This window comes from Streptomyces turgidiscabies Car8 (assembly GCF_000331005.1).
Taxonomy (GTDB): Bacteria; Actinomycetota; Actinomycetes; order Streptomycetales; family Streptomycetaceae; genus Streptomyces; species Streptomyces turgidiscabies.
Window position 1 is genome coordinate 1 of sequence record NZ_AEJB01000191.1, and the last position, 6,187, is coordinate 6,187.

Genomic DNA, 6,187 nt, shown 5'->3' on the forward strand with positions numbered 1-6,187 from the left:
CCCCTTCCCCGTCTCCAGCGCCACCAGTGCCCCGACCGCCCCCTTGAGGGTCGTCACCGGGATCAGCCGCAGCCCCTTGGGAAGCTCCGACTTCGCGTCCGAGCACTCCGCCTTCGGCACCAGGAAGACGGTCGCGCCGTCCCGACGCGCGGCCTGGGTCTTCAGGCCCACCCCGCCCACCGCGCCGACCGTGCCGTCGGCGTCGATCGTCCCCGTACCGGCGACGGTGCGCCCGCCGGTGAGGTCGCCGCCCTTTCCGTCGCCGTCGAGCTTGTCGACGATGCCGAGGGAGAAGAGGAGCCCGGCGCTGGGGCCGCCGACATCGGCGAGCTTGAGGCTGACCTTGACCTTGCCGGAGTCCTCGTCCAGGTACTTCAGGGCCGCCTCGGCAGCCGCGTCCTGCGACTGCTTCATCTCGGCGGTGTTGTGCTCCTCGATCTCCTTATTGCTGTTCCCGCTCGGGTAGACCGAGTCACGCGGCATCACCGCCTGGTCGGTACGGAACCAGCCGTCGAGTACGTCACCGAGGCTCACGCGGGTGTCCGGGCCGGTCGCCTCGATCGTCGTCATCCGCAGCTCGCCGCGGGTCTCGCGGGGCGTCCCGCCGGTGATCGTGATGACCGGGTCGCCCTTGTTCTCGCCGAGGACGTTCGCCGTCAGACCGGGCTGCGCCAGAGTGAACGGCAGCGGCGCGAACGCGGCCGTGGCGAGCAGGGCCACGACGGGCAGGGCACAGACGGCGACGGCCCAGGGGCGCGTGAGGCGAGAGAGCACGAGGTCAATCTAACGTGGGGGCCTTTTCCGGCCGGGAGCGGCTGCCCCGCCCCTCGTCTCCAGGGCCCGCCGGTCAGCGCAGTGCCTCGGACACTTCCCGGGCCGCGTCCATGACCCGCGGCCCCACCCGCTCGGGCACCGCGTCGGCGAGCATCACGACCCCGACGCTCCCCTCGACCCCGGTCACGCCGATCAGCGGAGCCGCGGCCCCGCTCGCGCCGGCCTCCAGTTCGCCGTGCGTCAGGGTGTATCCGGGGTGGGTGGGGGGCTGCTGCCGGGCGGAGAGGATGGCCTTGCCGGCCGCGCCGCGCTCCAGGGGGTGGCGGAAACCGGCCCGGTAGGCCACGTGGTAGTCGGTCCAGGTCGGCTCGACGACGGCGACCGCGAGCGCCTCCGTACCGTCGACCAGGGTCAGGTGGGCCGTGGCGCCTATGTCCTCCGCCAGCGATCTGAGCGCGGGCAGCGCGGCCTCCCGTACGAGGGGATGCACCTGGCTGCCGAGTCGCAGCACCCCCAGCCCGACGCGGGCCCGGCCGCCCAGATCACGCCGTACGAGCGCGTGCTGTTCCAGGGTGGCCAGCAGGCGGTACACGACGGTCCGGTTCACACCGAGCCGGGTCGACAGTTCGGTGACCGTCAGACCGTGGTCGGTGTCGGCGAGCAGCTTGAGGACGCGCAGTCCCCGGTCGAGCGTCTGGGAGGTCTCCGCGGTCACGACGCCCACTCCTTCACGTGGTGAGGTCGGCAGCTCCCTGGCGGCGGATGCGTCGCCGGTCCGGTGGGCGACGCGCGTCAGAGGCGGCCGATCGGCGGCGGCCCGGGCTCTCCCGGGCGCTGTCGCTTCACGACTGCGCTCCGCGGCGTCGCTGCCACGGGGCGTGTGCGTTGCGGGGACAGTAGCGAAGGCGGTTCGCTCAGCGGAAGGCTCCGTCCAGAATCCGGTCACTCCCCGGTACGGACTACGGCGCTTCCTCCCGATATGCACGGCGTGTGCATGGCCGCACACGCCCCTCACCGGACACCCCCGGGCGGCCGTGGGGCTGTCACCGCATCCGGGTGGCCCACTCCTGCACTTTGGTGATGCGCTGTCGCAACTGTCCCGCGGTCGCCTCCGCGCTCGGCGGTCCGCCGCAGGCGCGGCGCAGCTCGGTGTGGATCACCCCGTGCGGCTTGCCCGTCTGGTGGACGTACGCGCCGACCATGGTGTTGAGCTGCTTCCGCAGCTCCAGCATCTCCTTGTGGGAGACCACGGGCCGCCGCTCGGCGGGCAGTTCGAGGAGATCGGCCTCGTCGTCGGGCTTCTTCCGGCTGTGCGCGATCTGCCGGGCCTGCCGCTTCTGCAGCAGCAGCTGCACCTGGTCGGGCTCCAGCAGCCCCGGGATCCCGAGGTAGTCCTGCTCCTCCTCGCTCCCCGGGTGCGCCTGCATGCCGAACTCGGCGCCGTCGTACAGCACCCGGTCGAAGACGGCGTCGGACTCCAGCGCCTCGAAGGAGAACTGCTCCTGCTCCCCGGTGTCCTCGTCCTCCTCCCGGTTCGCCTCCTCCATCTCCTTCTCGGATTCGGCGTACGGGTCCTCCTCGCCCTCCTTCTTGGGCTTGTCGAGGGCGTGGTCGCGCTCGACCTCCATCTCGTTGGCGAAGGTGAGGAGGTCGGGGACTGTCGGCAGGAACACGGAGGCCGTCTCGCCGCGCCGCCGGGAGCGCACGAAACGCCCGACGGCCTGGGCGAAGAAGAGGGGGGTGGAGATGGTCGTGGCGTAGACGCCGACGGCCAGCCGGGGCACGTCGACGCCCTCGGACACCATGCGGACGGCGACCATCCAGCGGGAGTCGTTGTTCGCGAACTCGTCGATGCGGTTGGAGGCGCCGGTGTCGTCGGAGAGGACGACGGTGGCCCTGGTCCCCGTGATGTCGCGGATCAGCTTGGCGTAGGCGCGGGCGGACTCCTGGTCGGAGGCGATGACGAGCGCCCCGGCGTCCGGGATGCCCTTGCGCACCTCGGTCAGCCGCTTGTCGGCTGCCCGCAGCACGCTGGGCATCCACTCGCCGCGCGGATCGAGCGCCGTACGCCAGGCCTGCGAGATCGCGTCCTTGGTCATCGGTTCGCCGAGCCGGGCGGCGATCTCGTCGCCCGCCTTGGTCCGCCACCGCATCTGCCCGCTGTAGGAGAGGAAGATGACGGGCCGCACGACATGGTCGGCGAGCGCGTTCCCGTAGCCGTAGGTGTAGTCGGCGGAGGACCGCCGGATCCCGTCGTTCCCCTCCTCGTACGTGACGAAGGGGATGGGGTTGGTGTCGGAGCGGAACGGCGTACCGGTCAGCGCGAGGCGCCGGGTGGCGGGCTCGAAGGCTTCCAGGCAGGCCTCGCCCCAGGACTTGCTGTCCCCGGCGTGGTGGATCTCGTCGAGGATGACGAGCGTCTTGCGCTGCTCGCAGCGGTTGCGGTGCAGCATGGGCCGCACACCGACACCGGCGTACGTCACGGCGACGCCGTGGTACTCCTTGCTGAGCGGCCCGGCGCTGTACTCGGGGTCGAGCTTGATCCCTATCCGCGCCGCCGCCTCGGCCCACTGCTTCTTCAGATGTTCGGTGGGCGCGACCACGGTCACCTGCTGCACGACATGGTGGTGCAGCAGCCAGGAGGCGAGCGTCAGCGCGAACGTCGTCTTGCCGGCGCCGGGAGTGGCGACGGCGAGGAAGTCACGCGGCTGCTCCTTGAGATACCTCTCCATCGCCCCCTGCTGCCAGGCACGCAGCTTGCTGGCGGTGCCCCAGGGGGCACGGCCGGGATAGGCGGGCGAGAGGTGATGATTGGCGGCGGTACCGGCGGAAGCGGCGGTGGTAGTCACGGTCTCCGGGGTGGTCGAACGGGAGCTGAGAGCTCGGGCTACGTATGACAACCGGGCCACCCTACCGGCGGCCCGGGCCTGTCAACGTGCGTACGACGCGGGGCGACCCGGGGATGGGACTCAGCTCACATCGCCTCGTGCAGAGCCCTCAAACGCAGGGCGATCAACCCCACGTCCTCCAAAGTGCCCGCCGCCACCTCGATGACGAGCTTGTACGCGTCATCCTGATCGACATCGAGCATCTCGGTACCGTTGAAGTCGAGGAAAACGACGGTGGACATCCACGCCATGCGCTTGTTGCCGTCCACCAGAGGGTGGTTCACAGCGAGCGACTGAAGCAGCGCAGCAGCCTTCTCAAAGAGGTCCGTGTACGCCTCGACGCCGAACATCTGCGACTGGGGACGATGGACGGCTGAGCTGAGCAGCCCCAGGTCGCGCACGGCGACCTGCGTCTGCTGCCCACACGCCAGCTCCGCCAACTCCAGGACCTCCTGGACGGTGAGGTACTTCATCTACTACTCCCCAAGCCTGCGCAGCAGGTCAGCGTGACCCGCCGCGTACTTGGCCCCCAGACGACGGACCGTGTTCCGGTCCGCCTCCTGCTCCAGATACCGGTCGATCGCCTGAAGCACTATGGCGTGCATACTGCGCCCCTCCTCCTCGGCACGCAGCTTCAGGGCCTCCTGCTGGTCGTCGCGCAGACGAAGGTTCATAGCCATACCACCACGGTACCAAAAGTAGGGCCATCTCAGTACCACTCACCTCTCCCGCAGCCGCGTAGTCACCCAAGCCCCCACCAACGCCACCCCCGCCATCGGCAGGAACACCGCGGCGAAGGCGGCCGGATGCGAACCGGACGCCCCGGTCGCCGCGTGGCTCACCGTCCCGCCGCCCAGCGCGGCGAACGCCGCACCCCCCGCCGACAGCAGCAGCACGTTGGACAGCCCGTCGGAGATCTGCAGGGAGGCGGAGTTGGCGCCGGCCTCCTCGGGGGCGGAGAGGTGGAGCAGCAGCACGCTGGTGCTGGAGATCACCAGCCCCATCCCGAAGCACCCGAACGCCCACACGACCGCGAGGGTCCACACCGGCACGGCGTCGATCAGCACGGCGGGCGCCGCGGCGATGGAGAGGGCGACCGCCACCATCCCGTACGTCATCAGCCGCTCCCGGTACGGCTCCATGCGCGCCCGCGCCTGCACGGACGAGCCCAGCGCCCAGGTCACCCCGCCCGCCGCGAGCGAGAACCCGGCCAGGGTCGGCGACAGCCCCCGCTGCGTGACGAGCATCAGCGGTACGAAGGACTCGGCCGCGATGAACGATCCCGCGGCGACCCCGCGCAACAGGACGACGGACGGCAGCCCGCGCGCGGCCCGCCAGGTCCCCCGGGGAAGCAGTCCGAGTACGGCGGGCACGAGCAGCGAGACACCGAGGAGCCCGGGGAGAAGCGAGAACCACCTCAGGTCCTGGGCGGCGTACTGAAGCAGCCCGGCGCCGAACGAGATCCCGAAGGCCAGCCGGATCCGGCGCCGGTCCCCCTGCTCGTCCCGCGCCCCCTCCTTCACGGCCCCGCCGGCCAGCCTCCGTATCTGAGGGAGCGCGAGGGCGAGCGGAAAGACGACCAGCACGGGTATCCCGACGAACACCCACCGCCAGCCGAGCTGCTCGGTGACGGCACCGGCGGCCAGCGGCCCGACCACGGAGGGCACCACCCAACTGGCGGCGAACGCGGCCATGATGGACGCCCGCAACCGCTCGGGATAGGCCCGCCCCACAACGACGTACAGGGCGACGATCACCAGCCCGCCGCCCAGCCCCTGCACGGCCCGCCCGGCGATGAACAGCCACATGACCCCGGCGGTCCCGGACAGCAGCAAACCGGCGGCGAAGGCGGCGATCCCGGTGGTCAGCGCCCCCAGTGGCCCCTTGCGGTCGGACCACTGCCCGGCGAGCACCATGCCGAGGAGGCTGGTCGTGAAGTACCCGGAGAAGGCGAACGCGTACAGCGACACCCCGTCCAGCTCCCGCGCCGCCACGGGCATGGCCGTCCCCACGGCGGTCGCCTCGAAGGCGATCAGCAGCACGACGGACACGATGCCGATACTGAGCGCCCGGTAGGAACGCCCCAGCACCCCCTCACCGGGTACGGCGGCCGAAGAGGTGTCCGCGTCGGCGGTATCGGTGATGTCGGCTGCGACGCCCGTGTCGCCCGGTTCCAGGGTGGCCATGCAGGCCAGCGTAAGGGTCATCACTGACGTTGACCCCTGTCGGAGGTAGGGAACGACCCGAGACCTTGGTCGTACGCCCGAGGAATGCCGCGCCTCTCCCCCGCCCCGTTCATGAACGGCGTGTGGCAGTCCCGTTGCAGCCCGCCCGGTTCCCTTGTTCCCGCCCGCTCCCCGCCCCTACGGTCAAGTCACCAAGTCCGGACCGGACAAGGGAACGGCCACCAAGCCCGCCCCCGCCCTCCGTGCCCGACCCGGCCGTGTGCCCGAGTGGTTCAGGGATTCGCCTGCAAAGCGAATTACGCGGGTTCGATTCCCGCCACGGCCTCAAACAGCCCGACC

Annotated in this window: 6 protein-coding genes and 1 tRNA gene; 1 reads left to right on the plus strand and 6 read right to left on the minus strand. The window is 70.8% G+C overall.

Annotated elements, in window-relative coordinates:
- The 6 genes from STRTUCAR8_RS11790 to STRTUCAR8_RS11815 all read right to left on the minus strand — a co-directional run.
- The coding region (locus tag STRTUCAR8_RS11790; protein WP_006375909.1) for a S16 family serine protease at positions 1-774 on the minus strand (774 nt) is incomplete at its 3' end.
- Between the two features lie 73 nt (positions 775-847).
- On the minus strand, positions 848-1,489 hold the full coding sequence (locus STRTUCAR8_RS11795) for an IclR family transcriptional regulator (RefSeq protein WP_006375903.1): 642 nt from the start codon (positions 1,487-1,489) through the stop codon (positions 848-850).
- 328 nt (positions 1,490-1,817) lie between these two features.
- Entirely contained in the window at positions 1,818-3,623 is a 1,806-nt protein-coding gene (locus STRTUCAR8_RS11800) for a DEAD/DEAH box helicase (protein WP_006375908.1), read from the minus strand.
- A gap of 125 nt (positions 3,624-3,748) precedes the next feature.
- The gene (locus STRTUCAR8_RS11805; RefSeq protein ID WP_006375904.1) at positions 3,749-4,135 is read right to left on the minus strand and encodes a type II toxin-antitoxin system death-on-curing family toxin; all 387 of its coding nucleotides are present in this window, start codon (positions 4,133-4,135) and stop codon (positions 3,749-3,751) included.
- A 3-nt stretch (positions 4,136-4,138) separates the two neighbouring features.
- The gene (locus STRTUCAR8_RS11810; protein WP_006375907.1) at positions 4,139-4,336 is read right to left on the minus strand and encodes an Arc family DNA-binding protein; all 198 of its coding nucleotides are present in this window, start codon (positions 4,334-4,336) and stop codon (positions 4,139-4,141) included.
- Positions 4,337-4,381: 45 nt separating this feature from the next.
- Positions 4,382-5,848: an MFS transporter gene (locus STRTUCAR8_RS11815; RefSeq protein ID WP_006375906.1), complete on the minus strand. Its 1,467-nt coding sequence runs from the start codon at positions 5,846-5,848 to the stop codon at positions 4,382-4,384.
- A gap of 253 nt (positions 5,849-6,101) precedes the next feature.
- Here STRTUCAR8_RS11815 and STRTUCAR8_RS11820 point away from each other — a divergent pair.
- Positions 6,102-6,173, plus strand: a tRNA-Cys gene (locus STRTUCAR8_RS11820).
- The last annotated feature ends 14 nt before the right edge of the window (positions 6,174-6,187 follow it).

Coding starts and splice junctions, on each gene's coding strand:
- STRTUCAR8_RS11805 (WP_006375904.1), bottom strand. CDS start 4,135: ATGAAGTACCTCACCGTCCAGGAGGTCCTGGAGTTGGCGGAGCTGGCG.
- STRTUCAR8_RS11810 (WP_006375907.1), bottom strand. CDS start 4,336: ATGAACCTTCGTCTGCGCGACGACCAGCAGGAGGCCCTGAAGCTGCGT.
- STRTUCAR8_RS11815 (WP_006375906.1), bottom strand. CDS start 5,848: ATGGCCACCCTGGAACCGGGCGACACGGGCGTCGCAGCCGACATCACC.